Annotated in this window: 27 protein-coding genes and 1 pseudogene; 11 read left to right on the top strand and 17 right to left on the bottom strand. The window is 66.8% G+C overall.

Going from position 1 to position 25121, the window contains the following annotated elements; translation table 11 throughout:
- Positions 1-139: 139 nt before the first annotated feature.
- The 3 genes from ACIGJG_RS27490 to ACIGJG_RS27480 all read left to right on the top strand — a co-directional run bounded on the left by ACIGJG_RS27490 (position 140) and on the right by ACIGJG_RS27480 (position 2100).
- Complete coding sequence (locus ACIGJG_RS27490; RefSeq protein ID WP_483673404.1) at positions 140-1027, top strand: c-type cytochrome; 888 nt, start codon at positions 140-142, stop codon at positions 1025-1027.
- Positions 1028-1145: 118 nt separating this feature from the next.
- Entirely contained in the window at positions 1146-1478 is a 333-nt protein-coding gene (locus ACIGJG_RS27485) for a DUF2322 family protein (protein ID WP_220630285.1), read from the top strand.
- A 73-nt stretch (positions 1479-1551) separates the two neighbouring features.
- Positions 1552-2100: a hypothetical protein gene (locus tag ACIGJG_RS27480; RefSeq protein WP_483673403.1), complete on the top strand. Its 549-nt coding sequence runs from the start codon at positions 1552-1554 to the stop codon at positions 2098-2100.
- 108 nt (positions 2101-2208) lie between these two features.
- Here the strand turns inward: ACIGJG_RS27480 and ACIGJG_RS27475 are convergent, their stop codons facing one another.
- Positions 2209-2349 (bottom strand): hypothetical protein, encoded by a 141-nt coding sequence (locus ACIGJG_RS27475; protein WP_483673402.1) that lies wholly within the window; start codon positions 2347-2349, stop codon positions 2209-2211.
- Between the two features lie 62 nt (positions 2350-2411).
- Positions 2412-2615, bottom strand: a pseudogene (locus ACIGJG_RS27470) (MFS transporter); the annotation flags it as partial.
- Between ACIGJG_RS27470 and ACIGJG_RS27465 the strand changes: the two are divergent.
- Positions 2589-3020, top strand: a complete 432-nt coding sequence (locus ACIGJG_RS27465; RefSeq protein ID WP_483673401.1) for a LysR substrate-binding domain-containing protein — start codon at positions 2589-2591, stop codon at positions 3018-3020. The pseudogene ACIGJG_RS27470 and the gene ACIGJG_RS27465 overlap by 27 nt on opposite strands.
- Here ACIGJG_RS27465 and ACIGJG_RS27460 read toward each other — a convergent pair.
- Positions 2989-3282 (bottom strand): DUF2917 domain-containing protein, encoded by a 294-nt coding sequence (locus tag ACIGJG_RS27460; RefSeq protein ID WP_483673400.1) that lies wholly within the window; start codon positions 3280-3282, stop codon positions 2989-2991. The genes ACIGJG_RS27465 and ACIGJG_RS27460 overlap by 32 nt on opposite strands.
- Positions 3283-3492: 210 nt before the next feature.
- Between ACIGJG_RS27460 and ACIGJG_RS27455 the strand changes: the two genes are divergently transcribed.
- The gene (locus tag ACIGJG_RS27455; RefSeq protein ID WP_011300486.1) at positions 3493-4614 is read left to right on the top strand and encodes a sensor histidine kinase; all 1122 of its coding nucleotides are present in this window, start codon (positions 3493-3495) and stop codon (positions 4612-4614) included.
- A 35-nt stretch (positions 4615-4649) separates the two neighbouring features.
- Here the strand turns inward: ACIGJG_RS27455 and ACIGJG_RS27450 are convergent, their stop codons facing one another.
- From ACIGJG_RS27450 to ACIGJG_RS27440, 3 genes are all read right to left on the bottom strand, one after another.
- Positions 4650-5924: a M20/M25/M40 family metallo-hydrolase gene (locus ACIGJG_RS27450; RefSeq protein ID WP_140953116.1), complete on the bottom strand. Its 1275-nt coding sequence runs from the start codon at positions 5922-5924 to the stop codon at positions 4650-4652.
- A 150-nt stretch (positions 5925-6074) separates the two neighbouring features.
- A complete protein-coding gene (locus ACIGJG_RS27445; protein ID WP_011300488.1) occupies positions 6075-6806 on the bottom strand; it encodes a BON domain-containing protein in 732 nt (243 codons plus the stop codon).
- A gap of 154 nt (positions 6807-6960) precedes the next feature.
- On the bottom strand, positions 6961-8622 hold the full coding sequence (locus ACIGJG_RS27440) for an AMP-binding protein (RefSeq protein WP_011300489.1): 1662 nt from the start codon (positions 8620-8622) through the stop codon (positions 6961-6963).
- 754 nt (positions 8623-9376) lie between these two features.
- Here ACIGJG_RS27440 and ACIGJG_RS27435 point away from each other — a divergent pair.
- Both ACIGJG_RS27435 and ACIGJG_RS27430 read left to right on the top strand, forming a co-directional pair.
- On the top strand, positions 9377-9544 hold the full coding sequence (locus tag ACIGJG_RS27435; protein WP_011300490.1) for a hypothetical protein: 168 nt from the start codon (positions 9377-9379) through the stop codon (positions 9542-9544).
- 137 nt (positions 9545-9681) lie between these two features.
- Positions 9682-10800 carry a DNA topoisomerase IB gene (locus tag ACIGJG_RS27430; RefSeq protein ID WP_483673399.1) on the top strand — a complete coding sequence of 373 codons (1119 nt, stop codon included), beginning with the start codon at positions 9682-9684 and terminating at the stop codon, positions 10798-10800.
- A 15-nt stretch (positions 10801-10815) separates the two neighbouring features.
- On the opposite strand, the gene ACIGJG_RS27425 is transcribed toward ACIGJG_RS27430, so the two are convergent.
- Both ACIGJG_RS27425 and ACIGJG_RS27420 read right to left on the bottom strand, forming a co-directional pair.
- Positions 10816-11451, bottom strand: coding sequence for a ParB-like protein (locus tag ACIGJG_RS27425; RefSeq protein WP_140953119.1), 636 nt, complete (start codon positions 11449-11451; stop codon positions 10816-10818).
- Between the two features lie 41 nt (positions 11452-11492).
- Positions 11493-12494, bottom strand: coding sequence for a BON domain-containing protein (locus tag ACIGJG_RS27420; protein ID WP_245001810.1), 1002 nt, complete (start codon positions 12492-12494; stop codon positions 11493-11495).
- 303 nt (positions 12495-12797) lie between these two features.
- On the opposite strand from ACIGJG_RS27420, the gene ACIGJG_RS27415 reads away from it, so the two are divergent.
- The 4 genes from ACIGJG_RS27415 (at position 12798) to ACIGJG_RS27400 (ending at position 15244) form a co-directional block, all read left to right on the top strand.
- Positions 12798-13655 carry an SDR family oxidoreductase gene (locus tag ACIGJG_RS27415; RefSeq protein WP_011300494.1) on the top strand — a complete coding sequence of 286 codons (858 nt, stop codon included), beginning with the start codon at positions 12798-12800 and terminating at the stop codon, positions 13653-13655.
- A 59-nt stretch (positions 13656-13714) separates the two neighbouring features.
- Entirely contained in the window at positions 13715-14149 is a 435-nt protein-coding gene (locus tag ACIGJG_RS27410; RefSeq protein WP_011300495.1) for a hypothetical protein, read from the top strand.
- Entirely contained in the window at positions 14118-14771 is a 654-nt protein-coding gene (locus tag ACIGJG_RS27405) for a ParB-like protein (protein ID WP_483674051.1), read from the top strand. The genes ACIGJG_RS27410 and ACIGJG_RS27405 overlap by 32 nt, the downstream gene beginning before the upstream one ends.
- Before the next feature lie 227 nt (positions 14772-14998).
- On the top strand, positions 14999-15244 hold the full coding sequence (locus ACIGJG_RS27400; RefSeq protein WP_220630280.1) for a DUF2188 domain-containing protein: 246 nt from the start codon (positions 14999-15001) through the stop codon (positions 15242-15244).
- Positions 15245-15303: 59 nt separating this feature from the next.
- Here the strand turns inward: ACIGJG_RS27400 and ACIGJG_RS27395 are convergent, their stop codons facing one another.
- The 9 genes from ACIGJG_RS27395 to ACIGJG_RS27355 form a co-directional block, all read right to left on the bottom strand.
- Entirely contained in the window at positions 15304-16425 is a 1122-nt protein-coding gene (locus ACIGJG_RS27395) for a flavodoxin family protein (protein WP_220630279.1), read from the bottom strand.
- A gap of 99 nt (positions 16426-16524) precedes the next feature.
- Positions 16525-17442, bottom strand: a complete 918-nt coding sequence (locus ACIGJG_RS27390) for a BON domain-containing protein (protein ID WP_483673398.1) — start codon at positions 17440-17442, stop codon at positions 16525-16527.
- A gap of 189 nt (positions 17443-17631) precedes the next feature.
- Positions 17632-18582 (bottom strand): glycosyltransferase family 4 protein, encoded by a 951-nt coding sequence (locus tag ACIGJG_RS27385; RefSeq protein ID WP_483674050.1) that lies wholly within the window; start codon positions 18580-18582, stop codon positions 17632-17634.
- Positions 18572-19744, bottom strand: a complete 1173-nt coding sequence (locus ACIGJG_RS27380) for a glycosyltransferase family 9 protein (protein ID WP_011300501.1) — start codon at positions 19742-19744, stop codon at positions 18572-18574. The genes ACIGJG_RS27385 and ACIGJG_RS27380 overlap by 11 nt, the downstream gene beginning before the upstream one ends.
- Positions 19741-20727, bottom strand: coding sequence for a glycosyltransferase family 2 protein (locus ACIGJG_RS27375; RefSeq protein ID WP_011300502.1), 987 nt, complete (start codon positions 20725-20727; stop codon positions 19741-19743). Before ACIGJG_RS27375 ends, ACIGJG_RS27380 begins: the two co-directional genes overlap by 4 nt.
- A complete protein-coding gene (locus tag ACIGJG_RS27370) occupies positions 20714-22513 on the bottom strand; it encodes a carbamoyltransferase family protein (protein ID WP_483673397.1) in 1800 nt (599 codons plus the stop codon). The genes ACIGJG_RS27375 and ACIGJG_RS27370 overlap by 14 nt, the downstream gene beginning before the upstream one ends.
- Positions 22494-23741: a lipopolysaccharide heptosyltransferase II gene (gene waaF / locus ACIGJG_RS27365; protein WP_483673395.1), complete on the bottom strand. Its 1248-nt coding sequence runs from the start codon at positions 23739-23741 to the stop codon at positions 22494-22496. Before waaF ends, ACIGJG_RS27370 begins: the two co-directional genes overlap by 20 nt.
- Positions 23738-24349, bottom strand: coding sequence for a D-glycero-alpha-D-manno-heptose-1,7-bisphosphate 7-phosphatase (locus ACIGJG_RS27360; protein WP_011300505.1), 612 nt, complete (start codon positions 24347-24349; stop codon positions 23738-23740). Before ACIGJG_RS27360 ends, waaF begins: the two co-directional genes overlap by 4 nt.
- Positions 24340-25089 (bottom strand): SDR family oxidoreductase, encoded by a 750-nt coding sequence (locus ACIGJG_RS27355; RefSeq protein ID WP_483673393.1) that lies wholly within the window; start codon positions 25087-25089, stop codon positions 24340-24342. Before ACIGJG_RS27355 ends, ACIGJG_RS27360 begins: the two co-directional genes overlap by 10 nt.
- Positions 25090-25121: the final 32 nt, after the last annotated feature.

The raw sequence follows: 25121 nt of genomic DNA, 5'->3' as shown, positions 1-25121 counted from the left end.
CTCGCCGATTGAGTCGGTGCACGAGGCGAGTTACAGTCTCATCCGCTCCAGGGCATCCGGCCCCGGGCACTAATGAGCGGGATGACTGCGCCAGGCGAGCTTGCCGGCAATGCATGCCCCCGCCGCCGGAGATCAGGGCATGAAAGCGTGGATCGCAAAGAAGACAGCCGAAGTTGGCCTTGCCATCGCTATCACCGTGGGCGTGGCAGCGTCGGCCGCACCGGCCATCGCGGCCGGTCCCGGCACGCTCACCATCTCCGCCGGCACGCAACAGCGAAGCTGGACCGCCGATCAGCTGCTGCACGATCCGCGCGTCACGGATATCACCATTGACGACGAGAACCTGAAGCAGCGCATGACGCTCAAGGCGATCCCGTTCGCTGCGCTGCTTGCGGGCCTGCCAGCGAGGCCTGACGGCACCGCCACGACCGCCGCAAGCGATGGCTATGTATCGCACCTGCCGATGCGCGCGCTGCTGGCTGACGGCAAGGCGCAGCCCCGCGCATGGCTGGCGGTGGAAAACCCCGCTGCCCCGTGGCCAATGCTCCGGGGCCAGGGCATCGGGCCGTTTCGCCTGGTCTGGACAGCGCCGCCCGGCCGTGCCGAGACAGTCACCGAGAGCTACTGGACCTATAACATCGAGCGCATCGACATTGCGGGGTCGCCCGGCGAGCGCTATCCGGCCATCCGGCCAGCCGCGGGGCAGCCCGCCGACGGGCCGGTGATGCGCGGCTTTGCCGCCTACCAGCGGGTCTGCCTGTCCTGCCACTCGCTGAACGGCGCCGGGGATTCGCACCTTGGCCCCGACCTGAACATGCCGTACAGCCCGGTCGAATACCTTGGCGACGACAAGCTCGCCGGGCTCATCCGCAATCCGCAGTCGTTGCGCTGGTGGCCGGAAGCGCGCATGCCATCGATCGACCAGCACACGCTGCCGGATGCGGAACTCAAGGACCTGCTCGCGTATTTCCATCACATGGCGGCAACGCGCAAGCCCGTGGCACCGTCTGCCGAACGCAAGCAATAAAGCCTTTCTTTGGTCCAGGCTTGGGCTCGGCGAACACTGGACTATGCGCCACATCCCAATGCCTTCCCCGCGATCGGATAAGATACGCCCCGTTTTTGCCAACAAACGGAGTGAATCAGTGATCCAGCCCACGCCTGTATTCAAGGACAACCTCGCCCAGATGCCCGGCATCGACGGTATCGCGCGCATCGAACTGATCGACGGTAGCGGCGCGGTGGTAGCCAGCATCGAGAACCAGCCGGGCAAGCAGGGCTCGCTGGCCGTGTATCACACCCTCCAGCAGGCATTCGGCACGCTGGACGCGAAGGCCGCCGAGTACGGCCTGGCGCTGTTCGCGGAACACACTGCCGACGCGCGCAACCGCCCTGGCGCGCACCCGAACGTCGACCGTCTGCTCGCCATCGCCGCAGGCGCGGACGCGCTGCGCATCCACGTGGTCGCCAGCGCCTGACCCGGTCCGGCTATCAAGTGACCGCATCGAATCGCCGTAAAACTCTCCAGAGTTTGCCCGGAGAATTCCCCAGATGAAGAAGGCTTTCCTGCTCGCCGCCGCGCTTTCCGCGTCCCTCGCCCATGCCGAGCCACCAGGCAACGTGGCCGCTCCGCTTGGTCTCGAACTCGGCAAGACGCGGTGCGCGCGGCTCACGCCCGGCCCGAACCGTGTCACGACCGGGAAGGCGCAATGGGCCGGTGGCGATGCCATCGAGATCAAGAACCTGGATCGCTTCAATTTACCAGGCCTGAGTCGTGCCATCGTCAACTGCGATGGGCAGGATACGGTGGCGCTCGTGACTCTTACGTTCGACCGCTCGTCGCTTGACGAAGTCGCCGGCAAGCTGGACGCGCGTTATGAGTCCAGGCGGAAGACTGAGGCCAATGCCGAGAATGCCTATTCGGAATGGGCGGCGGCGAATGGCAGCCTTGAATTGCTTTATGCGCGCGATGGCAAGCAGTTCACGGTGGCGTATTGGGCCAAGGGCGCCAAGGCGAAGTATTTTGGATACAGTGGGACGGTCGAGAAAAAGCCGGCTGCTGTGGTAGCGCCTGCCCCTAAAGTGGCTGCCCCGCTTTGAGCGCCTGGGTTCTTGTTCTTTCGGACGCGGGTTCTTGGTCAGCGTTGCGCGGGCGGAGCCCTGGTCCGAGCACGCGGGCGACCCTGCATACCGTTCAAAAAGCCTAAGCTACCGGCACAGCGACATCAACTGGACCCACGCGAGCGCATGTGCCGGCTCCAGCCACTCCACCAATGCCACCGTGCACAGCGCCGCCAGTCCCAGCGCAGAGAGCCATGCACCCAGCATCGGACCCCGGCGCAGTGTCATGACCGCGCCGGCACAAAGCCGCCCCGCTGGATCTGCCGGTCATCGATCGGGCAGTGCAACGCTGCGTACAGCGCCAGGCCGCCAGCCATCACCTTCCATGAGCCGAAACGGTCGGCCAGCATGCCGGTGAACGGCTGCACCAGTCCCCAGGTCAGGTTCTGCACCGCCATCGCGAAGCCGAACGATTCGCGCGTCCAGCCGCGCTCGGCAATGATTGGGAGCAGGAACAGTCCCTGCACATGGCGCACGCCGAGCGCCAGTCCCATCAGCACGCCGCCGGCGAGCACCAGCACCCGAAGCTGCCGCCACCACGGCGTGGCGCCCGGCGAGGAAGCGGTGGCAGTCGAAATCAAAGAACGCTCCAGCCACGCGGCTACCGGCGGGCGAGCCAGCGCGGCATGCTTCGCTTCAACCAGTACGACCAGGTGATCCACGCCGCGCTGGCGGGGCAAGGCATTGCGTTGGGCAGGCTTGAACTCATGCGGCCGCTGATTGAAGGCGGCCAGTTGGTGATCGTGCCGACCATTCGGTCGGCACCGCCAAGCCCGAACGCTTACTGGCTGATCTTCGCCACGCCAGATCCGCGCAATGATGTCAGGCGCGTGGCCGAATGGATCTGCGAACAGGCCGAGCAAACCGTCAGGATGTCCACGCATCCCGCAACCACCTGAGCCACGGCACGGCAACGCGGTGCCCCAGTGACGGCGCATCGATCTCGCACAATGCGGGGCCCGCTCCGTGCAGAGCGGCAACAAACACCTCGGCGTCGCGGCGCAGCCGATAGCGCTCGCCCGGCGCAAGCACGACGTCCTCGGATGTTCTGTCCCGCGTTTGGAACGTCAGCCACACGCTGCCGCCGCGGCAGACCAGTTCCGCGCCGGCTTGCAGTTGCAGGCGCCGGCATTCCGCTTGAAGGGTGAAGATGCTAGGCATGAAAGGCTCCAGTAGGCCTTTCCATTGTGCGAATCCGCACCAACCCCTGCCATGAGCAATCCGTCGGCGTGATATGCATCGTCGGCATGTGACGCAAGGCCGCGAATGTGCAGCGAGCACCACAGACCTTGTGCGTCCCTGTTTTGCGGTTAATATGTTTTTCACAAGCCTGAAAGATGCAGTGCGTCACATTTTCTCGTAGGGACACCTATGCGGCTAGCTGACTTCATCTTGCGCAACATCGAGCCCATTCTGGAGGAGTGGGAGACGTTTGCGGCCTCTCTGCTACCGGCCGCGAAGGATCTGGATTCGATGGCCTTGCGCGACCATGCGCAACAGATCCTGCAGGCGATCGCGCACGACCTGACAATGCCCCAGACGCGCGACCAGCAGCGCCAGAAATCTCTGGGCCGTGCTCCGCAACTGAGCGGCGCACCCGAGACTGCCGCGCAAACCCATGCGGTCCTGCGCGCGAGAAGCGGCTTTAATATCAACCAGCTGGCTGCCGAATATCGTGCACTTCGCGCCAGCGTCCTGCGCTTGTGGATGGACCAGTGCGAGTCGGTTGCCCCGCATCTCGACGACATGATCCGGTTCAACGAGGCCATCGACCAGGCTCTGGCAGAATCGGTCAGTTTTTTCAGCATGCAAGTCGAGCAGGCGCACAACTTGCTGCTAGGCATGCTTGGGCATGACATGCGCAGTCCCCTGCAAACCATCCGGATGACGGCCTCCTATCTTGCCGCGCTGAACGCGGGCGAAGCCGTTTCAGATGCGGCGGCGCGGCTGATCCGCAGCGGTGCGCGCATGCAGACGCTTCTGGACGACCTGTGCGACTTCAACCGGACCAAGCTCGGCCTGGGCGTCAACATCAGCCCGCGCGATGTCGATCTGGCCGAGGTTTTTGTTGATGTCGTGGACCAGTTGCGTGCGTCCCATCCCGGCCGCCAGATCGATCTCGAGTTGACTGGCAAACTGCAGGGATACTGGGACGGTCAGCGCCTGCAGCAACTGTTGGGCAACCTTGTGCTCAATGCCATCAATTACGGTGCGCAGGACGCGCCGGTACGCGTGGTGGCAAGCGCGGACGATGACGAGGTGTGCTTTGAGGTCCGGAACATCGGGCCCGCCATTGACGAAGAGACACTGGAGCGCATGTTTGATCCGCTTCAGCGCGGTCCTTGCCACACCGCGGTCAGTGATGCCCAGGCGGGACTAGGGCTGGGCCTTTATATCGCCAGTGAAATCGCCAGGGCGCATCGCGGGTCCATCTACGTGCGTTCGGATAGTACAGAGACGGCGTTCGGCGTGAGGCTGCCGCGGCGCCCATAGCGGGGCGGGCGCCGCTTTTCAGCATTTATGCAACCTCAGCGCCGGCCGATCTCCTGCAGCATCCGCGTCACGAGGTACAGGCGCGGCACGATGGAATCGAGCTCGATGTACTCGTCGCGGGCGTGATAGCCAAAGCCTGACAGCCCGAAGCTTTCAACCACCACGGCCTTGCCCGATCGCGACGCAAAGCCCGCATCGGTGCCGCCACCGGTGCCTTCGACGAGCCCCAGCCGGCGGCCATCGAGCTCGGCATAGATTTCCTGGGCACGCTGTGCCAGTGCGCGCCCGCGCGCGTCGGCAACGTAAGGCGGCCGCCCTGCTTCCATGGTCACCGTGGTGCGCGTGTCCGGGACCAGTTGGCTGGCATTGACCTTCTCCTGCAACGCGGCGCGCAGCTTCTCGTCGGCGCCGTCGGCGCTGATACGGACATCGGCGTAGGCAACCGCGCTATCGGGAATCTGGTTCCGCACCTGGCCCGCGCTCGCCTGCGTCCAGTTGAGTTGCGAGCCCGGAACCAGCTTTGCCGTGTCACGCGTCTGCTGAAGCTGGTAAGCGAGTTCCAGCAAGGCATTGCGGCCAAGGTCCGGTGCCGCGCCGGCATGCGACGCGCGCCCGTGCACATGCATGACGGCGCTGGCGGTGCCACTGGCACCGAGCAGCAGCGATTCTTGTCTGGCAACCGCCTTCGCCGCGTTGGGCTCGAAGGAGAGCACCACGTCATGCTGGTCGGCCAGTGTGGCAATCGTCCGGCCCGAGCCGCCCGAACCGATTTCCTCATCCGGGTTGAACAGCACGGTGATCTGCGCATAATCGCGCCAGCCGCGCTGCTTGAGTATCTCCAGCGAATGGACGATCAGCGCAATGCCGCCCTTGTCGTCGGCAATGCCCGGCCCGTAGAGCCGGTTGCCGTCTTCGCGTATGGGCTGCGTGGCGAGGATGCCAGCCGGGTAGACCGTATCCATGTGGGCGATCAGCATGATGCGCGCCTTGCCCGTGCCCTGGAGCGTGCCACGGATCATCGTGCCCGGCCCCTTCGCAACCGGCAGCCGTTCCACCTGCGCACCCAGCGCCTGCAGACGGCGCTCGGTATAGCTGGCCATCTGCGCAAGGCCTTCGGCGTTGGCACTGCCGGATTCGATCGACACCATCTCCTTGAGCGATTGCACGACCGCGGGCTGCGCGGCGCGCGCGGCATCCAGCAGCGCGGTATCGGCGTTACCGGCATTGCCGGCGGCCTGCGCGGCGCCGGTGGCACCAAGGGTCATGGCCGCGGCAGCGGCAACGGCGAACGGACGAAGGGCAAGCGGCATGAAGTCTCCTCTCGGCAGGTCATCACAAACCTGCCGATGCTAGCCGTTGCCTGACGAACTGGGAAGATGGCGGACGCCAAAGTCTGCGCGGGCGGCCGGTCTTTGACCGGAACCGCCCGCGAATATAGATATAAAGCCGGAATCAGCCGCTCAGCTGCGCAGCACGATATGGTTGATGACGTTCTCCACGCCGTGCACGTACCACGCGTCGCGCTCGATCTGCTTGCGCGCGTAATCGGTGGCCGCGTAGCCTTCCAGCGTCACGACGTGGTTATCGGTGCGAACCGTGATGCGGCCCGCGTCGATGAACGGGTCGGTTTCGAGCACGAGCATCAGCGCTTCGGTGATCTCGTCGTCGCGGTCGGCCTCGTCGGGTGCCACCACGAGTTCATTGACCACGCAGCGGCAGCCGCGCGACCACCACGCCAGCACGCCGGCCAGGCGCATATGCGACAGGCTGATCACTTGCCCGGACAGCGTGACCACGCCGTTGCTGGCGGCCACTTCGATCCAGCCGCTGCGTTCGCCCACGGCTTCGCGCATGGCCTCAAGGTGCCCCTTGACCTTCGCACAGATCTTGAAATTGCGGAAATCGATCGCGTTAAGCAGTCGCTCGCACACCGCATCGCGCAGCTCGCCGTCACCCACGGGCGTGCCACCGTCGGCCACGCGCAGGTGGTCGATTACGCTCGTCACGCCGTCCACTCGCCGCACCATCGCGGCCGCGCGGGTTTTGTCGACAATGTCCGCCACCTCGCCCTCCAGGATCAGCGCGCCGTCGGACAGCCGCAACTGGATCGTGGGATTGAGGTGGTGACCCTGATAAGGCACATGTGCCAATGCTGCGCGCGCCTGCGTCAGCACCGCTTCGCTACTCTGCATGATGTCTGCCTCGCCTGATGGTCTGGAGCCCGGAAGGAGCGTGCCCCTGCCTGCAGGCACGCCTGGCGCGGCGCCCGCCTGCTACCAATGACCAGGAGACGGCCGGCACCGCCTCCCCATTATAGGAAGCGCTGTGCCGGCGTTTGCGTGGCGATCAGGCGGCCTGCGCACCCTGCGCTTCGCGTGCCTTGGCGACCTCCTGGTTGCGCAGGATAAAGCGCTGCACCTTGCCGCTGGGGGTCTTGGGCAGTTCCGGCACGAATTCGATTTCGCGCGGGTAGGCGTGTGCCGCCAGGCGCTTGCGCACGTGCAGGCGCAACTCCTCGGCCAGTTCTGGCGTAGGCCGGTATTGCGGATCGAGCACGACGAAGGCCTTGATCAGCTCGGTGCGCTCGGGATCGGGCTTGCCGATCACGGCCGTCTCGACCACGGCCGGATGCTCGATCAGCGCGCTTTCGACGTCGAACGGCCCGACCCGGTAGCCCGAGGTCGTGATCACGTCGTCCGCCCGGCCGATAAAGCTGATGCTGCCGTCGTCGTTGAGTTCGGCCGAATCGCCGGTCAGGTAGTAGTTGCCGACGAAGGCGCGCGTCGGCGTGCCGTGGTAGCCGGGGAACCAGCACATCGGCGACTGCGTGAGATCCAGCGCCAGCGTGCCCGGCTGGCCAGCCGGCAGTTCGCGGTTCTCGTCGTCAAGCACGACCACGCGGTGGCCCGGGCTGGCAAAGCCCGCGGCGCCCATGCGCACCGTATGCGACAGCGCATGGTGGTTGCACAGCACCATGCCGGTTTCGGTCTGGCCGTAGTGGTCGTGAATGGTCACGCCCAGCTCATTGGCGAACCAGCGGATGACTTCGGGGTTGAGCGGCTCGCCCGCGCTGCTGACCGCGCGCAGCTTGCCGCGCAGCGGGCCCGATACCGCCTTGCCGGCCGCGATCAGCAGCCGGTATGCGGTGGGCGAGCCCGCCAGGTTGGTGATGCCGTATTTCTCGATCACGCGGCACGTGCTTTCCACGCTGAACGGGCCGTCGTAGAACGTGGTCGGATGGCCCAGCGCCAGCGGGCCCGTGACCGCGTAGTACAGGCCATAGGCCCAGCCGGGATCGGCCAGGTTCCAGAACGCGTCCGCGTCGCGCAGGTCCACCGCATCGCGCATATAGCCCGCGAACGCGACGATGGCCTTCAGCGGCACCTGCAACGGCTTGGCCGGGCCCGTGGTGCCCGACGTGAACATCATCAGGAACGGGTCGTCGCCACGGCGCATGACGGGCTCGAATTCGGCGGGCTGGCGGTCCACTTCGGCCCAGAAGCTGAAGTCCCCACGCACAAGGCCGCGGCCCTTGGCGCCGGCCACGGTGACGATGGGCGGGCAGTCGGCAACGTCGTCCAGCTTGCTGCGATTGGCGCCGTCGGTCACCACGAACTTCGCACCCGACGCATTGAGCCGGTGTTCGATGGCCTTCGGGCCGAACGCCGTAAACAGCGGCTGGTAGACCGCGCCAGCGCGCCAGGTGCCGAGGATGGTGGCCAGCAGTTCCGGCGTGCGCGGCAGCAAACCCGCCACGCGATCACCGGGTTGCACGCCTTGGGCCTTCAGGAAGCCCGCGACTTTTGCGGACAGGGCCTTGAGCTGGGCGAACGTCCAGGTTTCGGACGTTCCGTCGCGCCCCTCCCAGAACAGCGCGATGCGGCCCGGCAGCGCGTGCCGGTCGCAGCATTCCACGCAGGCGTTCATGGCATCCAGGCTGCCGTGCAACTGACGGCTGACGGTGTCCTGGTACGAAAATCCGGCAAAGGTCTCGGTGTAATCGCGCATGGTGTCTCCAACCTTGTCATCTGTGTTCTACGGCGCGCTGCGTCGAGGCAAGCGCCTGGCTGCAGCAGTGTGGTTCACCGCTTTGCACACGGCAATAGCCTATTGCGCCAGCACGGCTGACGCTTTTTGCCATGTGGGCGTCCTACAGCACTTGCGGCAACTGCGTGCGTCCGTGAAGGTTGACGCATGCCGGATGCGGGGCTAGACTGCGCGCTGTTTAAAGCCTTGGGGTTCCAAATTGGACTCAGCCAGTTGTCCTGACGGACATCACCGGTAACCCTCGCCAGACCCGCATCCTTTTTCGCTGCTGATGTTTCCATCGGCAGTGCATCACAGGGCCACTGTCTGGCAAGTCGTTGCCTGACGGTGCGCATCGATCGCGGCATTCGCCGCGGCCCTTTTTTTCCCGCACCTCACAATTTGTATCGCATGTCGGCCCGCTCGTGCCGCGAGCCGCCGCGCATGCCGTTTCGCCATGTCGCCGGCGCGCGCCCCATACAGTATGCGCGCCGCTGCCCGTGGCGGTAGCCGTGCGCCCTTCGCCGTTCCTCGTTCGCCAGCCTTGCTGGCACACGCGGTGGCGCACGCCGATCCACGCTGACCGGAGCCTCTCCATGCCCGACGACCCTTGCAGTCCCTTACCGAAGCCGGCGCGTAGCGGCGTCCTCCCGCGCGCCGTTCCCGAATCCTCCCGGTTCCGGCCGCCGCAACCATGACCTCTGGCGCCGGATCGGGAATTCACCGGAGACCCGACATGAAGTTCTCGATCCTGCTGCCTGACTTCCGCCACACCGAGGTTGCCGCGCACGACGCCGACCGCCTGCGCGCCATGCGCGAACTGGCTCGCCCGGGACGCAACCTGCGCCGAATCGTGGTGCGCCTGCGCGTGATGCTGCGCGGCTGGCGCGTGCAGCCACGTTGAACGGCCCCGGTCACGTGCCGGCCTCGCCCTCCCTGATCAGCGTGGCGGAGATGGCTTCCGCCACGCGAGTCTTGTAGGACAGCCTCCACTGAACATCGCGCGCGCGCTCCATAAAATGAAAGGGTCCGGCGCACTGTATGGCGCGCCGCCTTTTGCCTGGGAGGAGCCGAGCGATGCGAGCATCGGATACCTGCTGCGCCGAGGCCGCCGTGGCCGGTGGCGTCGCGGACGACACCGAAATCGCGCTGCGCGAGGCGGGGCTGCGCCACGTGGACGACAGCACGCCCGGCATCACGCGGATACGGCGCGGCAGCGGCTTCAGCTATGTCGACCCAAAGGGCAATCGCGTACGCGACGCCGCCACGCTCGCACGTATTGCCACGCTGGCCATTCCGCCGGCCTATGAGGCCGTATGGATCTGCCCCGACCCCAGCGGACACCTGCAGGCCACAGGGCGCGACGCTCGCGGCCGCAAGCAGTATGTCTACCACCCCGACTGGGACGCGCTGCGCGACACCGACAAATACGGCCGCCTTGCGCAATTCGGCACGATCCTCCCGCGGCTGCGCGCGCGCGTCGAGCGCGACCTGGCGCGCAATGGCATGCCGCGCGAGAAAGTGGCGGCGGCCGTGGTGCGTCTGCTGGACGCCACGCTCGTGCGCGTCGGCACACCGCGCTATGCGCGGCAGAACCGCACCTACGGCCTGACCACGCTGCGGCCCCGGCATGTCACGGTGCGCGGCAGCCGGCTGCGGTTCCAGTTCACGGGCAAGAGCGGCATTACCCACGACGTATCCGTCAACGACCCGCGCGTCGCGCGCGTCGTGCGCAACTGCGCCGATCTGCCTGGCCAATGCCTGTTCAAGTACGTCGACAGCGACGGACAAGTGCGCGACATCGGCTCGACGGACGTCAATGCGTACCTGCGCGAAGTGACCGGCGGCGAATTCACGGCCAAGGACTTTCGCACCTGGGCCGGTAGCGTCCATGCGCTGGCGCTGCTGCGCAAGGTGGCTGCCGAGACCACGGAGCAGGAAGCCCAGCGCCGCAAGGCCGTGGCCGACGCCATCAAGACCGTGGCGCAACGCCTGCGCAATACGGTCGCGGTCTGCCGCAAGTGCTACGTCCACCCGGCGGTCATTGACGCGTTCGTTTCCGGCGAAGCGAATGCCGACGGTCCGGTTCGCGCGAGAACCCGCCTGCGGGCCGACGAAGCGCGCCTGCTGCGGTTGCTGGAGAAAACTGGCGCGGCCTGACGCGCCCGGGTGACATCAGCAGGTCGGAGGCTTTTCGATGAACCCGGGCAATCCGCGCGCCTTCGGGCTCTGGGCGAGTTGAAAGGCGCGTACCAGGGCGGCTGCGAACATCTCGGGCGAGTCCAGTGGCCCTTCCACATGCCGGCGGAAGAAGTCAGCCCATTTGAAATCCGGATACGCCTGCTTGACCTTCCGGTAGCCGCCGGCCAGTTGCACGAACGCCTCCAGGCTCCGATACGGATCATCGCGCATGGCGTGGATGCATTCCGGCAGTTCGCTCAGCGGCCGCCTGCGGCCGTGCTCGTCGTATGGATGGACCATGTGGTTGTCCAGCATCCATTCCCAGAACGCCTGCTCTTTCATGCTGCTCAGGTCCTTGCGGACGATGGCGGGCACGTGCGAAAGGCCGAGGTCATGCCAGGCGCGTACCCAGTGATGGTGGTCCACGACGTACAGCGCCTGCTCCGGCGCGATCACCACGTGCACGCGATGCTGGTCCAGGAAGGCGTGCCGCCGCGCCGGCGGCACGCGCCGCGTGACGTGCACCTTCTGCTGGACGTGGTACGCGCCCACGGTGATCTGGGTCGGGCGCAGCGCGTCGAGCGGCACCATCAGCTTGCTGTCGTCGCGAAGGGTCCTGGGCGCGCGCATGTGGTGCAGACGCGGCGGCGAGGTTACCGCCGCGTCCGTGCTCAACTCTTGTTTAGCGTGCGTTGCGGCGACGTATCCGCACCTTCGAGATGGCCGGCGACCGGACCCGCGCGCTCCGTGCCCTCGTTGCGCTGCACGCGCAGGCGGTTTTCGACCTCGGTCACGCCGAACACCGCTTCGGCGATTTCTTCGATCACGTACTTTTCCCGCCGTTCCTTCACCGTGCCTTCGAGCATCACCACGCCATTGGAAACCTGGACGGATACATCGGAGACATCGACGTACGGGTTCATCGCAAGCCGTTCGCACACGTCCTCGTGCACCCGCTCGTCCGGACGGCGATAGCCCTTGGGCCCGACCGGACGCCGTGCACCACCAGACATGCCGCTGCTGCGGCCGCGTCCGCCGCTATCCCGGCCATCGTCCTGGTAAACGCGCTGGCCGCCGCTGAAGGACTGGCCACCGCTGCGCGAATCGCCGTAGTAGCCGCTGCCGTAGGACGGCTGCCCGCCGCGCTGGCCACGGTCACGTGCCGCACCTTCGTCCCAGTGCATGGCGCGACCGCCGCGGCCGCCCTGCATGCGGCGCTCGTCGCCTCCGCCGCCCTGCCCGTAAGCAGACGAGCCACTGGAGGAATCGAAGCTGCCTTCATAATTGCCGCTGTCGTAACCGCCCTGTCCCATGCGGCCGCCGCGCTGGCGCGACTGCTGTTCATACTCGCGGTAACCGCTATCCTGTGCCTGGGGCCGGTAGCCACCATAGGTGCCACTGTATGGATGGCCCTGCCCGCCCATGTCGGCGGCGCCATAGCTCTGCTCGCCCCAGCCGCCACGCGGCTGGCCCGCCGGCGTGTCCTGCTGATGCCAGGCACCGCCTTGCGAAGACCCCGAAGACCCGCCACGCCAGTCTTCGCCCCACTCCTGACCCCAGTCCTCGGAGCCGCTGCCACGGCTTTCCTCGGAGGGAGAGCGGCCCCGTCCCTGCTGCTCATACTGCGAGAGATCGCCGCCTTCATTGCTGCGGCCCTTGCGGAAGTTCCACATGTCTGCCTCCTTGCAATCCCGGCCGCGCGGAGTCCGACCCGTGGCCAGCGCCACGCGGTCGATACCGCACGCGGCCGCATCGAGTACCAGCACGCCGCAAGAACCGTGCCCCGCCATGCGAACCGGCCAGACGACCACAAGGCGTTGAGCAGAACTTTCACGTTCGCCCGCGCCACTGTAAGGATTGCCGGGCCGATGTAATGCTTACGGCCGTTTCGCGACAGAGGCCGCACACGTACCCACGCCCCCGCGCGGCACGAAACTTGCGCGATCCGACCGGGACGACATCCTCAGGAGCCATCCATGTCTACGCCCAAAGAGCTGCCGCCGCAGCATCAGGAACGTCAACCCGGTCTGGAAAGCGCCATGCACCCGAAGCCCGACAGCGGCGCCGACGACTATGTGGGAAGCGGGCGGCTGAACAACAAGGTCGCGCTGGTGACCGGCGGCGACAGCGGGATCGGCCGAGCCATCGCCGTGGCCTTCGCGCGCGAGGGTGCCGACGTCGCGATCGCATACCTCGATGAACACAGCGACGCCAGGGAAACCGTCCGGCTCGTCGAAGACGCCGGCCGCAAGTGCGTCTCGCTTGCCGGTGATCTCGCCGACGTCAGCCATGCCGAAACTGTCGCGGCGCGCGTGGTCGACGCCTTCGGCCGTCTCGACATCCTGGTCAACAACGCCGCGGAACAGCATCCGCAGCCGTCGCTTGAAGACGTGGAGGCAGAGCAGGTCGAGGCCACGTTCCGCACCAATGTCTTTGCGATGTTCCACCTCACGCGCGCGCTCCTGCCTCACTTGCAGAAGGGCGCGGCGATCCTCAATACAACGTCGGTCACCGCCTACCGTGGTAGTGCACATCTGCTGGATTACTCGGCCACCAAAGGCGCCATTGTCTCGTTCACGCGCTCGCTGGCTCTGCAGGTCGTCAAGCGTGGCATCCGCGTCAACGGCGTTGCGCCGGGACCGATCTGGACACCGCTGATTCCGTCCACCTTCACGGCCGAGGAAGTTGCCGAGTTCGGCAAGAAGACGCCCATGGGCCGGCCCGGCCAGCCGTTCGAAGTGGCAGCCGGCTATGTGTTCCTGGCGTCCGACGCGGCCAGCTATATCACGGGGCAGATCCTGCATATCAATGGCGGCGAGGTGGTGAACGGATAGCGGCCGGCACAACCGCCAACGGCCCGGCGGCACGAAGCATCGATTGCAGGAGCAGCATCATGTCACCGATCGTATTCGGGTGGTTCGACACCATGGCGAAAGCCCAGGAAGCGGAGCGCACACTGCACGCGCGCGGATTCTCCGTGTGGGAGGTCTCGGTCTTTTCCGTAGCGGCGCAACCGCCCGCGGACGCACGCGAAGCCGGCGCAGAGACCCGCGTGGTGCTTGCTGTCTGCGCGAGCCGGGGCAACGCATCTGTTGCCACCGACGTTCTGCGCGAAGCCGGCGCGCGCGATCCTGAGCGCACGCAGGGCCAATGGGACACCGGGCGGTGGACCGACTTCGATGCCGCCAGGCACGGCACACAGGGAACGCCCGGCCGCGTTGCACCGCCTGTGGCGCGCGAGGCAGTAGAGTGCGAAAGCACCGGCAATGAAGATCCTGGAAGCGAACTGGAACATTATGTCGATCATCAGCGTTCCAGCGAGGACTAGGCGCCGGGGCAAGGCGATTGCGGAGCTCGCGCGGCTGCGCCCTACCCAGCTCACGCTTGGCATTCTCCACATGCGCCACAAGATGGCCGTCACCCGCAAGCACCAGGACAGCGGAGACCGCGCCGCGCTGCGCCGGTTCCTGCGCTGCCACCGCGTCAAGACCGTGTCCGGGCCTGGCGGCACGCTGTTCATCATCGACCATCACCACTGGGCCCGTGCGTGGCTGGAACTGGGGTTTCGCCGCGTGCCGGTGCGCATCCTGCACGACCTGAGCGGGCTCAGTCCCACGGCGTTCTGGAAGCGCATGCGGGCACTTGGCTTCGTGCATCCGTATGACGAACTGGGCCAGCGGCTCGGCATCGATGCGTTGCCGGCCACCGTCATGGGCATGCGCGACGACCCCTACCGCAGCCTCGCCGCATTCGCCCGGCAGTCCGGCGCGTATCGGAAGCCACCCGATGCGTATGGCGACTTTCGCTGGGCCGGCTTCCTGCGCGAGCGCATCGAAGAAGACATGGTCACGATCGGCGGCTTTGCGCTGGCGCTGTCGCAGGCCATCCGGCTCGCGCGCGGCAGCGCCGCCCGGCGCCTCCCTGGCTATTGCGGCGGCGCTGCCTCCTAAACCACGGGCATCGCAAGTAACGGGCCGGATGGAACGTATCAAGTCCTGTAGCACCGCAGGAAACGTGCCAACCCTTCGCGCACCGGTCGGGTCGCTAAGGTGCCACACGCTCCACGCAGGCGCGCGCATGGCCGCTTCGACGACGCCAAAGTAAGACGCCATCCGACGGCTACGTACGTCGCGGCCGTGTACAACACAGGCATGGTTGTCCCAATAAGGTGTCCGCAATGTCCAGCCCCAACTGCTACGTCCGCGTGTTCCAGACCGAAGCCGGCCAATGGTCAGTACGATCCGATACGCCAGGGACCGGCGACGTCGACTATCCATCGCAGGGCGATGCGATTACCGCCGGCGTCCACATGGCGATGGCGGAGGGGGCATTGCTGACGATCCACGCAGCCAATGACGCGAAGACCAAGAGCGAGATCGACTTCGCCGGTTGCAGCGCGCCGCGGGTAGCTTCGATCGCGTGATGACATTGCATCTAGCGTTGCTGTTCCTCCTTCCGTAATCCTGCCAGGCCTGCTTGAGCCTACTTGGGCCGTGGCGCGTCCAGATCGCAGCCGACTGCTGGCAGTTCGCCCTGGCGGCGCAGCTTCACCGCCTCGGCCAGTGCAGCCCCAACGTTTTCCACTTCGTGCTGCACGCCCGTGTCCGCATCCAGCGCGCGATGCGAGGTCGCGTAAGGCGCGTAGTAACCGATAAAGCGGTCGAGCTGCGACTTGGTGCCGGCGTCGATGAGTCCCATCCACCCCAACCAGTCGCTCAGCGCCCGTCGCACGCTTTCCACGCCGGCCACGTCGCCATGTACGACGAGCCCGTAGGCCCGCCCCGCGAGATGCTTGGGATAGTCCCAGCCTTTCAACTCAAGCGCCTTCGCCTGCGCCACGGTCTTGCCGTGCGTGCTGCTCGGGTCCGGGTTGCCGCCGTCCGCGCAGACCAGGCGGTCCATCATCAGCTTGAGCGGGCTGGCGGCCTGATACCAGTACGTCGGCGTCACGATCAGCACGCCATGCGCGGCTACCCACTTCGGATAGATGTCGTTCATCCAGTCATTGACCTGCCCCAGCGCATGGTTCGGATAGCAGCTGCAGGGCCAGTGGCACAGCGGCATGGCCGTCGATACGCAACCCTTGCAGGGATGGATGTGGCGGTCAGGGTCGGAGGCGAGCAGGCTCAGGTCGAGCGTGTCGACCGTCATACCCAGCGCCTCCATGCGGGCGCGGGCCAATCCGGCCAGGCGCCACGACTTCGATACCTCGCCCGGACACGTGAAGTCATTGCGCGACGCGCAGATCACGAGCAGCACGCGCGGTGGCCCGGCAGGATCGTCATGCCGGCGCTGGGCGTCCCGCACGGCATCGCGCGCCTGCCGCCACTCCACTGACAGGTCGTAGTCAGGATCGGCGGCGCCTGCACCGGCTTTCTCCGTCACAGGCGCCTTGCGGCCCTGGCAGTAGGCGTCCCAGGCGATGGCCTCGAGGCGGTCGATTGCGGCGTCTTCCTTGCGGAAGGCCGGATCGAAGTACCTGGCACGAAACCGCTCGCGAAACGCCTCGCGGGACAGGGATTCCGTGACTTGCCCCTTGCGTACGTCGTTTGCAGCTTCCGTATCGGCCTTCGTTTTGGCTTTGTCTTTATCGGGCACAGTCATGTGGGGCCGCGGGAATCCGCCCGCTAGCCCTGTAGTTGTCCATTGGATGCCGCGAGCCCCCGTCGACAGGAAGGCGTGCGACCGAGCGCGATGCGCGGTTCATGGCGAATCCTTCGTGCCCTTTTCCGTCTTTTCCTGCGTCGATTGGTGCTGTGCCTGCGTGCGTCCCACGCGGACCTGGTTGTCGACATCGCGCACGCCAAACACCCCATCGGCAATCTCTTCGAGGCGGTACTTCTGACCGCGCTCCCTGACCTGCCCGCTCAGCGTCACGATGCCGCCGGCCACCGAGACCTCGATGTCGTGCACGTCGAAATGGCTGTGGGCCAGCCGTTCGCACACATCGTCCTGAATACGTGCGTCAGACCGCTGATAGCCCTTGGGGCCGGTCGGCCGATGATGGCGGGTCGTAACATGCTCCGGCTGCCCGAAGTCCAGCGGTTCCCACTGTGGCCCGCGGCCGGCGAACGGGATGTAGCCGCTTTCGCCCTGCCATTCGCCGGTGGGGCCGCGTCCGGTTCCCCACTCGTCGCGCAGCGTGCGCGTTTCCCGCGCCAGTTCGTTGCGGTAGCGTGGCTCGCCGCCCTGGTGCCAGTCTCCGTGGAAATTGCGTTCGGGATCGTGCCGGGCCGCAGCGGCGCGTCGCTCCGGACCGTCGTCGCGTCCGCCGCGATTCTGCGGATTGCGGGGATAGCGCGCTTCCCCGTACTGGCCATAGCGGCCTTCGCCATACGCAGCCTCGGACCAGTGGCGGTCCGGCTGTTGCCCTTCGCCGCGTGCGCCCCGCTGCTGCGGCCCACGCTCGCCCTGATAGCCATGCCGCGTCTCGGGCGACGTAGACCAGCTGTCCGGCGGCTGCCGGCTTCCTGCCTGCCAATGCGGTGCGCCATTGTCCCGGTTGCTGGCGAACATGCGTTGCCTGCGCGCCACGTAATCGTCCCGATCGTCCGGGTTGTCTGGCCAGTCCTCTTGCGTCGCGCCATAGCGGCGACGGTCCCCGTATTCGCCTTGGTTCATCGATGGCTCCGGTTATGCATGGGTGGAATCCGGGCCTGGCGTCGATGCGCGGGCCCGTGTGTTACGCCGTCGCAGCAAGTTCCGTACCGTCCTTGCTATGCGCGCTCGCAGCGCCACGTCTGGCCGGCCCTGCCGTGCGATTTACATCGGTATCGGGAAAAGTTGCAGACATCTGCACGGCGCTTCCCGTCAGCCGGCCACTGCCCGGAACGCCGCTTGCCAGTCCGATACGAAGCGGCCAATGCCGAAGCGCTCGCGCGCGGTGCGCGCCGCGGCCTGCCCCCAGCGGGCCGCCAGCACCGGCTCTTCGATTAGCGCCCGCATGACTTCGACCAGGCTGTCCGTGCGCGTATCGATATAGCCATTGGTGCCATTGCGGATCACCGTGGAGAGTTCTGTCGTCGCCAGCCCCACGACCGGCATGCCGATCATCATTGCCTCCACCAGGGCAAGGCCGAGGCTGGTGTAGCGGATCGGGTGGAAGAAAAACCGGTATCGCGCCATGAACGCCGCCAGTTCGTCGTTGGGAATCTCGCCGAGCCCGCCCGATGCCTCGGCTTCCATGCCGACGAGATCTAGCGGAACGAGGCGCCGCACGTCGGCAAAGACATCGGCGCCCAGCCTGCGGCCACGCCGGCCCAGATTGTTGACGACGCTGATGCCGCGCGCGAGCGCGCCGGTGTACCGCACATGCGGGTCCACCACCACGCCGTGGTCGATCACGCGCGTGGGCGTCACGCCGTTGTCCCACATCAGCGCATTGAATGGCGTGACATGCACGAGCAACACGTCCGGATCCTGCACCGGGTGCCGCGTGTTGGTCGGATGCTCTTGCGGCGGGTCGTGCTCAAGGTAGATCGCCGGCAGGCTGCGCTGCACCGGCGTCAGCAGCGTCTGCCGGTCAAGCTCGTAATGGCTGCGGTGCTGGTAAAGCACGCAGTCGAACTCCGTGGCCGCGACCCGCTCCCACGGCACTTCATGCACGTTCGTTCCCCATGGCAGCGAGCCGCCCACGCCCGCATAGCCGGGCGGATAGCCCGGACGCGTCACCAGGAAGAACTCGTGCGGTACCTGCGACAGGTAATACATGTAGTTGCCGTGAACGTGCCACGTGAGGATACGCAGGCGCCTAGGCATGATCGTGGCCCCGCGAAGCCAGGCTCAGCGCCTCGGCTTCCACCGCGTCGACGGTGATGGCGGTCGCGCACTCGTGCCGGATCGGGCACTTCTGCCAGTTGCAGGGCCGGCACGGCGGATAGGAAGCCAGCACGTGGTGCAGCGTGGCATCCAATGGCGCCCAGCGATCGCTGTCGCCGCCGCATGAAACCACGACGCTCGGCGTATCCAGCGCCGCGGCGATATGCGATGGCCCGGTATCGTTGCACAGCAGCAGCCGCGCATGCGCGATCAGCGCGGCCAGTTCGCCCAGCGGCGTGGCGGCCGTCAGATTCACTACGTCTCCACCGATCAGCTCGCAAAGGCGGTGCGTGAGCATGATTTCGTCCGGCGCTCCTGTCACCACAATCCTCCAGCGCTTGCGCAGCCGCAGCGCAACGTCCGCAAAGCGCTCCACGGGCCAGCGGCGCGAAAGCATCCGCGCGCCGGGATGCACGCAGATGTACTCGCCGCCCACCAGCCCGTGCAGTTCGGCAAGACGTTGCCAGCCGGCATGGTCCTGCGGCCGCAACGGAAACGCGAGATGCGCGTCAACGACCGGGTAGCCCAGCGCCCGCATCAGGCCCAGAAGGCGTTCGATCTCGTTGCCGCCGGGCCATGGCAGCAGGCGTTCGTGCTCGTTCGCCAGCGCGGCCTCCGCAGAGGTGGGGCAGAAGCCCGCGATCGTCCGGGCCCCAAGTTGCCGCACGACGTCATTGCTCAACGTGCCGCTGCCGTGCAGCTGGATGGCAAGGTCAAACCGCCGCGCGCGGGCCTCCGCATGGAAAGCCGCCAGCGCTGCCGCGTCGTAGGGCCGCTCCGGGAAGCCTGGTGCGCCGGGGAAGACCATCACGTCATCGATCAGGCTGCCGAAGCGGCTGGCGAAGTCGCGCACCCACGGCAGGCCGATCAGCGTGATATGCGCGTCCGGCTCGCCTTCGCGCAACGCGCGCAGCGCCGGAACCGCACACAGCATGTCGCCGAGCTGCAGCGCGCGGAACACCGCGATGCGGCGGCGCGCGGCGTGGTCCGGCGCCTGGAGCGTTGTCGGCGATGGCTGCACCGGCGGCAGCACTGCGGGCGGCACTGCCCCGGATTCCGTGCTTTCGCCTCGTCCCACGTTCCGTAACAGCAGCGGCGCATTCATAAGAACCTCGTCTGGAAGGCCAGCGCGCCGCGCAAGCGCCAGTACAGTGATAACGGCGGAATCAGGATCGACGTGACGACCATTTCGGCAACGTGTGATGGCGTCAGGGCGGCGCCACGCAGGCGGCGTGCGCAGAACCAGGCTGTCAATACGGACCACAGCAGCGCAGCCGCACCCGCGACCCGCCAGGCACCGGCCAGCGCGGCCGCCACCGCCACGACCACGGCCAGGCCGATCAGGTAGTACTGCCACGGCGGGAAGCGGCGGATCCGCGTGCGGTAGAGCGCCGGGTGCTTCTTGTACAGCAGCGCATCGAAATAGACCTTGGCCTGCGCCGCAATGCTGCTGCCCCACGGCGCCGGACGGACCGGATGGACGACCACCGCATCCGGTGCGCGGCCAACAGGCCCGACTTCCTGCTCCAGCCGGAACTGCAGGTCCGAGTCCTCTCGCCACGCGCGCGTAAAGCGTTCATCAAAGCCGCCGATGCTCACCAGCGCCTTGCGGCGCACGAAGCAGTTGGCGGTGACGAATTCCGCGGTGGAAAGCCCCGCGGTGTCGCGTTCGTGGTCGGTCGGCCGTGCCGGGGTCGGAACCAGTGTGCGTCCTGACGCGGCGCTCCAGGCCGGCATGGCGGCCAGCGCGCGGCAGCCTTCGCGCACCCAGGCGGGGGTGGGGATCGTATCGTCATCGGTAAATGCCACGATGCCGGCGCGGGAACGCCAGGCGCCGGCATTGCGTGCGCCTGCGGGACCCTGCGTACGCGATACCGCAACATAGCGCAACACCCTGTGCGGATGCTCGGCGGCCAGCGCTTCGACAAGCTTTGCAATATGCGGCTCGCAGCCGTCATCGCACACAATGACCTCGAACGCGCCGCCGTCGATATCCTGTGCGCACAGCGCGCGCAGGCACCGCTCCAGCAGGTCGGGACGCCGGTAGGTCGGAATGACGACCGAAACGGCCGGGTCAGACGCTCGCATCGGCCATCTCTCCCGTCGAGGCCTGCGTCGCGGCCTTGGCCGCCGCGGGCACCGCCGGCTTTTCGAGCAGGAACGAGCCGATCACCAGCGCATCGAGCGGCGACGTCCAGAAGCACTCGACCGCATCGCGCGGCGTGCAGACGATCGGCTCGCCGCGCGTGTTGAACGACGTATTGACCAGGATCGGCACGCCCGTGCGGCGTTCGAACGCGGCCAGCACATCGTAGTACGCAGCGTTCTGGTCCCGGCGGATGGTCTGCACGCGGGCGGTGCCATCGACGTGCGTGACCGCCGGAATGCTCGCGGCCTTCTCTGGCTTTACGTCATAGATGAACAGCATGAAAGGCGCCGTGCCGTCGCCGGGCTTGTGAGCATCGAACCACTCGCCCATGCGTTCCTGCATGACGACGGGCGCCACCGGCCGGAAGTCCTCGCGATCCTTGATCTGGTTCAGGCGTTGCTGCATGCCTGCATCGATCGGCGACGCCAGGATCGAACGCGCACCCAGGGCACGCGGGCCAAATTCCATGCGGCCCTGGAACCATCCGATGATCTTGTTCTGCGCGAGCAGTGCCGCGGTCGACTCCGCGACATTGTCCAGACGCGTGTACGGCAGCTTGGCCCAGTCAAGGAATGCCGCGATCTCGTCGTCTTCATACGCGGGGCCGAGATAGGCATGGTCCATATGCCAGCGCCGTTGCGGTTTCCCGCGCTGTTCGAAATCCACCCACAGCGCCGCACCGAGCGCCGTGCCCGCGTCTCCGGCGGCGGGCTGCACCCACACGGCATCGAACGGGCTCTGGTCGCGCACGCGCGCGTTCATCACGCAGTTCAGCGCGACGCCACCGGCCATGGCCAGGCAGAGCTCCCCGGACGCCTGCGCAAGCCACGTCGCCATGCCGACCACGGTTTCCTCGAGCACCTGTTGCAAGGACCGCGCAATATCGAAATGCCGGCCGGCCATGGCACTGCCGCGTACGCGCGGTGGCCCAAGCACGGCGTCGAGGTCCGTGTCGGCTACCTGGTATCCCCCGGCGCCGTCCGTGGTAACCATCTTGCGGAAGACGTCGAGATAGGCAGGCTTGCCGTACGACGCAAGCGCCATGACCTTGTACTCGTCGGACGAGTGCAAAAAGCCCAGATGCCGCGTGATGCGCTCATACAGCAGCCCGAGCGAATCGGGCAGGTCGATCTGCCGGATGCGCCGGTAGGCCTTGCCGTCGAACACGCCATAGCTGGTCGTCGCGCGCTCGCCGCGCCCGTCCATGGTCAGCACCGCGCAGCGCTCGAACGGCGCCGCGAGGAAGGCGCTGGCCTCGTGCGCCATATGGTGTTCGACGAAATGCCAGCGGAACGGCCCATCGTGCCGCACGCCCTGGAAGCGCGCCTGCAGATGATGCGGTGCGCCGGAAGCCAGTTGCCGCGGCGCATTGACGATATACGACAGGAACAGCGGCTCCCATGGCGCTGCCGGCACGCCGGCCGCCCCGGCACGCGAAGGCTCCAGTGGCAACGCCAGCGTTTCGTCGCCTTGCTGCTCGCCCAGCAGCAAGGCCGGATCGTACGAGTACGCGATATGGTCCACGCCGGCGAGCGTCATGCCGGCCTCGGCCAGGCAGTAGTCGATCGCGTGGTAAGGCAGCTCCCACGTGCTGAACGGGACCGGCCGCTTGCCGTGCTTGATGTGCGTAAAGCGTTCGTCTTCGGCGGCGGCAATCACCTCGCCGTCGCGTACGAGACAGGCGGCGGAATCGTGGTAGGCGGCGTTAATGCCAAGCGTGTACATGCGTGCTCTCCTCTACGGTCGACACCGGCTTGCTTTCCGGTTCGCCGGCTGGTTCGCGTTCGGGTTCCGTTTCCGTTTCCGATTCCGATTCCGATTCCGATTCCGATTCCGATTTCGGCAGCCATGGCATCCGGCATTCGGTTGCCGGCTCGCCGACGAGCAGCGCCTGCGCCGCAGCCACCACAACCGGCGGGCTGACGCCGCGCAGGCAGCGGTGATGGCCCTGCGGGCACGTGCTCTTGTAGCAATAGCGGCACGGCACGTCCTCGAACAGCGTGCGGTGCGGCACCTGCCACGGCGTATGCTGCGGATTGGTCAGCGCGTACAGGTCGACGACCGGTGTGCCAAGCGCCGCCGCGATATGCACGGGCCCACTGTTGTTCGATACCAGCAGGTCGGCGATTTCGAGCAGTGCCCCGAATTCGCCCAGCGGCAGCATGCCGGCGAGCGGCACGACATCGGGGTGTCCCGCCGCCCGGCATACGCCGTCCACGAGATCGCGTTCCGTGTCCGATCCGGTCACGAACACCTGCGCGCCCGTGTCCCGCGCCAGTTGCCCCGCGACTGCGGCAAAGTGTTCGGCGGGCCAGCGGCGCGATGGCGCCGTTGCGCCCGGGTGAAGCACGATCCTCGCTTTTGCCGGCGCATGCGCCGGCAGCGCCGCGAGCCGTACCGCCAATGCGGCGCGGTCCGCATCGTGCACGGCAAAACGCAGACGCGAATCCGCCGTGTGCGCGCCAATCTGCGCCACAAGATCGAGCTGGCGCCGGGCCTCGTGGCGCGGCTGTCCGCCCGGATCGGTCTCCTTGGCCCAGTGGCTCAGCAGCGCGTAAGGGTTTTCGCGGCAATGCGCGAGCCGCAGCGGAACCCGGGCGAGCGTGCATAGCATGGCTGCTGGCAGCGCGCTCTGGGTGTACACGGTAAAGATCACGGCGCCGTCGTAGCGGTCGCTGGCCAGTTGCGCCGCACACGCGCGCAACTGGCGCGCGGCTTCGGCTGCCGAGGGCGTGTCGGCATGGCGTACCCACGGCGCATTCCAGCCGATCACGTCGTCGATCATCGGCAGGTGCGGAGCGAGCCGGGCCGATGCGGCCGAGGTCAGCAAGGTCAGGCGCCGCCCCGGTGCTGCTTCGGCAAGGGCCTGCATCGCGGGCGTGGTCATCAGGACATCGCCCATATTGTCGAGCCGGACACACAGGATCCGGCGTGCGCGATCCCATGTCGTCATGCTTGCCCCGCCACGAAGGGTGCGCAGGCGGCCACAGGCTCGCCCGCCACGATCTGCGCGGCCTGTCCGAGCGTCGGCACGATGAAGTCCGGCGTGCGCCATGCCCCGGTAACCCATTCGGTTTCGCCACCGCAGTCGACAAGGATGGTGTTGCAGCCCACGCGCCGCCCTGCCTCGATGTCGTCGAGGATATCGCCGATCATCCATGACGTGCGCAGATCGAAGCCGAGCACCGATGACGCCGCCTGCAGCATGCCAGGCGACGGCTTGCGGCAACTGCACGGCACCGCGTACTGCGCGACCGCGCCATCCGGATGGTGCGGACAGTAGAAGAAGCCCGACAGACGGGCCCCGTGCAGGCGGAACAGCTCGGCCAGCCTGCGGTGCACCGCTTGCAGCGCGCTCTCCTGAAAGCCGCCGAGCGCGACGCCGGGCTGATTGCTGACCACCACCAGCGGCCGGCCTGTCGCGCCCAGTATGCGCAGTGCGTCGCCGGCGGTGTCCGCCAGTTGCATGTGGTGGGGATCCACGTTATAGGGCACGTTCCTGAGCAGCGTGCCGTCCTTGTCGAGCAGCACCGCGCCGCGCGCCGGTCGGTTCAGGGCCATGAGGTCTCCTTCATCGGGAGCACCATCACCTCGGGGATGACCGTCTCTTCGGGCTGGGTCAGCACGAAGCGCACGGCGCGCGCGACATTGGCCGGGTCCTGCAGCGTGGACGTGTCGATGTCGGGGAAGCGGTCGAGCAGGAACGGCGTACGCATGCCGCCCGCCACGATGGCCGACACTTTGATCCGATGCGGACGCAGTTCCGCATGCAAGGCATGCGAGAAGCCCAGCACGCCCCACTTGGTCGCGTGATAGGCGGACGCATTCGGCCATGCGCGCTTGGACGCCGTCGACGCGATATTGACAATGTGCCCGCCGCCCTGCGCCTTCATCAGCGGCACGGCGGCATGGACCAGCAGGTACGGGCCATAGAGATTGACCATCAGCACGCGCCGCCATTGCTCCGTATCGACCTCCTCCACGGGCAGGGTGATGTCGATGGCCGCGTTGTTGATGATGCCGTCGATGCGCCCGGCCAGTTGTCCGCCTGCGCGCCCGATCTCTTTGAACAACCGGTCCACGGCCTGCGCGTCGGACACATCCACGCCGACCGCGTGCGCCTTGACGCCGGTCTGGTCGAGCGACGCCGCGCACTCTGTGGCGCGCGACAGGTCAAGGTCCGCAACGATCACGCTTGCGCCGGCTTCGCCGAGCATGCGGCAGATCTCGCCGCCAAGCCCGCGGCCGCCACCGCTGACAAGGAACCGCTTGCCTTCCAGTTGAGGGTCGTTACCCGACATGTGGTCTCTCCGATCCGAAGGTCAAAACAGGG

The sequence above is a fragment of the Cupriavidus sp. C1SS-2L genome (genome assembly GCF_057073735.1).
This window is presented reverse-complemented; position numbering and strand designations above follow the sequence as displayed.

Coding starts and splice junctions, on each gene's coding strand:
- ACIGJG_RS27400 (WP_220630280.1), top strand. CDS start 14,999: ATGTCCAGCCCCAACTGCTACGTCCGCGTGTTCCAGACCGAAGCCGGC.
- ACIGJG_RS27380 (WP_011300501.1), bottom strand. CDS start 19,744: ATGAATGCGCCGCTGCTGTTACGGAACGTGGGACGAGGCGAAAGCACG.
- ACIGJG_RS27375 (WP_011300502.1), bottom strand. CDS start 20,727: ATGCGAGCGTCTGACCCGGCCGTTTCGGTCGTCATTCCGACCTACCGG.
- ACIGJG_RS27435 (WP_011300490.1), top strand. CDS start 9,377: ATGAAGTTCTCGATCCTGCTGCCTGACTTCCGCCACACCGAGGTTGCC.
- ACIGJG_RS27475 (WP_483673402.1), bottom strand. CDS start 2,349: ATGACACTGCGCCGGGGTCCGATGCTGGGTGCATGGCTCTCTGCGCTG.
- ACIGJG_RS27480 (WP_483673403.1), top strand. CDS start 1,552: ATGAAGAAGGCTTTCCTGCTCGCCGCCGCGCTTTCCGCGTCCCTCGCC.
- ACIGJG_RS27440 (WP_011300489.1), bottom strand. CDS start 8,622: ATGCGCGATTACACCGAGACCTTTGCCGGATTTTCGTACCAGGACACC.
- ACIGJG_RS27460 (WP_483673400.1), bottom strand. CDS start 3,282: ATGCCTAGCATCTTCACCCTTCAAGCGGAATGCCGGCGCCTGCAACTG.
- ACIGJG_RS27430 (WP_483673399.1), top strand. CDS start 9,682: ATGGCGCGCCGCCTTTTGCCTGGGAGGAGCCGAGCGATGCGAGCATCG.
- ACIGJG_RS27420 (WP_245001810.1), bottom strand. CDS start 12,494: ATGTGGAACTTCCGCAAGGGCCGCAGCAATGAAGGCGGCGATCTCTCG.
- ACIGJG_RS27455 (WP_011300486.1), top strand. CDS start 3,493: ATGCGGCTAGCTGACTTCATCTTGCGCAACATCGAGCCCATTCTGGAG.
- ACIGJG_RS27360 (WP_011300505.1), bottom strand. CDS start 24,349: ATGGCCCTGAACCGACCGGCGCGCGGCGCGGTGCTGCTCGACAAGGAC.
- ACIGJG_RS27450 (WP_140953116.1), bottom strand. CDS start 5,924: ATGCCGCTTGCCCTTCGTCCGTTCGCCGTTGCCGCTGCCGCGGCCATG.
- ACIGJG_RS27465 (WP_483673401.1), top strand. CDS start 2,589: ATGGCGCACGCCGAGCGCCAGTCCCATCAGCACGCCGCCGGCGAGCAC.
- ACIGJG_RS27490 (WP_483673404.1), top strand. CDS start 140: ATGAAAGCGTGGATCGCAAAGAAGACAGCCGAAGTTGGCCTTGCCATC.
- ACIGJG_RS27395 (WP_220630279.1), bottom strand. CDS start 16,425: ATGACTGTGCCCGATAAAGACAAAGCCAAAACGAAGGCCGATACGGAA.
- ACIGJG_RS27415 (WP_011300494.1), top strand. CDS start 12,798: ATGTCTACGCCCAAAGAGCTGCCGCCGCAGCATCAGGAACGTCAACCC.
- ACIGJG_RS27370 (WP_483673397.1), bottom strand. CDS start 22,513: ATGTACACGCTTGGCATTAACGCCGCCTACCACGATTCCGCCGCCTGT.
- ACIGJG_RS27405 (WP_483674051.1), top strand. CDS start 14,118: ATGTCGATCATCAGCGTTCCAGCGAGGACTAGGCGCCGGGGCAAGGCG.
- waaF (WP_483673395.1), bottom strand. CDS start 23,741: ATGACGACATGGGATCGCGCACGCCGGATCCTGTGTGTCCGGCTCGAC.
- ACIGJG_RS27445 (WP_011300488.1), bottom strand. CDS start 6,806: ATGCAGAGTAGCGAAGCGGTGCTGACGCAGGCGCGCGCAGCATTGGCA.
- ACIGJG_RS27425 (WP_140953119.1), bottom strand. CDS start 11,451: ATGCGCGCGCCCAGGACCCTTCGCGACGACAGCAAGCTGATGGTGCCG.
- ACIGJG_RS27410 (WP_011300495.1), top strand. CDS start 13,715: ATGTCACCGATCGTATTCGGGTGGTTCGACACCATGGCGAAAGCCCAG.
- ACIGJG_RS27355 (WP_483673393.1), bottom strand. CDS start 25,089: ATGTCGGGTAACGACCCTCAACTGGAAGGCAAGCGGTTCCTTGTCAGC.
- ACIGJG_RS27390 (WP_483673398.1), bottom strand. CDS start 17,442: ATGAACCAAGGCGAATACGGGGACCGTCGCCGCTATGGCGCGACGCAA.